The organism is Mucilaginibacter sp. P4_G9 (assembly GCF_056400985.1).
Genome location: NZ_JBFUKF010000605.1, coordinates 1 through 2,215 on the forward strand (window position 1 = coordinate 1; position 2,215 = coordinate 2,215).

The 2,215-nt window shown below is 46.4% G+C and carries 3 protein-coding genes; all 3 read left to right on the plus strand.

Annotated features, from left to right (window positions below; all coding sequences use genetic code 11):
- On the plus strand, window positions 1-203 hold a 203-nt coding region (locus AC1DPZ_RS25820; RefSeq protein ID WP_477408892.1), incomplete at its 5' end, for a nuclear transport factor 2 family protein.
- Between the two features lie 11 nt (window positions 204-214).
- Window positions 215-1,300 (plus strand): NAD(P)H-dependent flavin oxidoreductase, encoded by a 1,086-nt coding sequence (locus AC1DPZ_RS25825; RefSeq protein WP_477408894.1) that lies wholly within the window; start codon window positions 215-217, stop codon window positions 1,298-1,300.
- Window positions 1,301-1,304: 4 nt separating this feature from the next.
- Entirely contained in the window at window positions 1,305-2,144 is an 840-nt protein-coding gene (locus AC1DPZ_RS25830) for an SDR family oxidoreductase (protein ID WP_477408896.1), read from the plus strand.
- Window positions 2,145-2,215 lie beyond the last annotated feature (71 nt).

Below are 2,215 nucleotides of genomic sequence, written 5' to 3' on the forward strand. Positions count from 1 at the left end.
GTGTTGCGCACCGTCAAAGTCCGAAAGACTCGGGCAAACCTTTTAAGGGAACAATCATTGCTATCAATGTGGTCAACTCCATAGCTGTTGCCACGGTACATGTTAAAATGTACGAGTTTAACTATGATGAGTTCCTGTCGTTTCACAAAATAGAAAACCGCTGGTTGATCGTTAATAAAATGATTACAGACGTGGCGGAATAAATTTTAACGTTATGTGGTACCAAACAAAAGCATCCCAAATACTGGGCATTCAATATCCTATCCTGCAAGGGCCGTTCGGCGGCAACCTGTCATCTGTTGAGCTGGTATCAACAGTATCTAATGCGGGAGGCCTTGGCGGTTACGGGGCTTATACACTAAGCCCGGAGGAGATAATCGCGATAGATAAGCAGATCAAAGCGGCGACCAACAAGCCTTACAATATTAATTTGTGGGTTTCGGATACGGATGCTGTGGATGGTACGGTTTCAGACGAGCAGTTTAAACAGGCCCAAACGTTATTCAAGCCTTATTTTGATGAGCTTGGAATTGCCCTGCCCGAAAAACCTGCTGTGTTTACATCCCGTTTTGAAAACCAGGTAGAAGTGATCCTTCACCAGAGGCCACCGGTATTTAGCTTTGTGTTTGGTATCCCATCTGCCGATGTTCTTGAACAATGCCGCAGGCTTGGTATTGTTACCGTAGGAGCCGCAACTACACTGGATGAAGCCATGGCGCTGGAATCAGCCGGGGTTGACCTCATTATCGCTTCTGGTTTTGAAGCGGGAGGGCATCGCCCATCATTCCTGGCACCGGCAGAATCATCTGCTACCGGGACTTTTGTATTGCTCCAGCTGATAAAAGAAAAAATAAAGACCCCGGTTATAGCCGCAGGTGGTATTGCTAACGGAAAAGGGGTTGCCGCAGCATTGGCGCTTGGCGCCGATGCCGTGCAGATTGGCACCGCTTTCCTGGCGACTGACGAATCAAATGCCACAGCAATTCACCGGCAAATGTTGTTTTCAGATGCGGCTAAGTACACTACCTTATCTCGGGCGTTTACAGGGAGGCTTGGCAGAGGAATAACCAGCCGCATTGCAAAAGACCTGGTGCATAAGGAAAAAGGTTTTCTTCCCTTCCCGCTGCAAACACAGTTTATGTCGCATTTAAGAAAAGCAGCTATAGAACAGGAAAAATGGGATATGATCCTGTTCTGGGGCGGACAAATAGCGCCGGTGCTGAAACATACAAAAGTCGCTGAACTGATGAAGTCCATAATCGAAGAAACCACAGCATATTTTGACCATTTAAATGCATAATATCATGAACGCTTCAAAAGTGTGGTATGTAACAGGGGCCTCGCAGGGATTGGGGCTAACTCTTGTAAAAAAACTGCTTGCTCAGGGCTACCGTGTTGCAGCAACTTCCCGGGATGCACGAGCATTGGGCCAGGCGGTTGGGCTGATAGACAGCGAGCGTTTTCTTGCGCTGGCTGTCGATTTAAATAACCCGGATTGTATTGATGAATCGATACGGCAAACGCTGGCTGCATTTGGACGGATTGATGTGGTAGTTAACAATGCCGGCTACGGAATGGCCGGAACAGTGGAAGAAATAGCTGAACAGGAGATCCGGAACATTTTTAATGTTAATGTACTTGCAATCATAAATGTGGTAAAAAGTGTTCTGCCGGTAATGCGCAGTCAAAAATCAGGCTATATTATAAATATCGGTTCGGTGGCTGGTTTTGTGGGTGCTCCCGGCTGGTCTGTTTATTCGGCTACCAAAGCTGCGGTGGCTGCTTTTTCTGAAGTGATTGCACTGGATATTAAAGAATTTGGAATAAACGTTACCGTTGCAGAACCATCAGGCTTCCGCACAGGCTTTTTAACCAAAAACTCACTTGCCCTAACCAATAGTAAAATTGTAGGTTATGAAGCCGTGAAAAATACGCAGGATCGTTACCTGTCTATGAATGGGCAGCAGGCAGGGGATCCGGATCGCGCAGCGGAAATATTTATCGAATTAGCAGAAACTCCGGAGCCGCCGATGCACTTGTTTCTGGGGAATGATGCCTATAACAGGGCTTCGGAAAAGCTGACGGCGATGTCTGCCGAATTAGAACAGTGGAAATCGACAACTACCGGCGCAGATTTTAAATAATGACCGATATTTAAATAAAATAACATCAGTAGCTTACCAACAAAAAATAGTTAATTTGAGCCGCCGGCTTA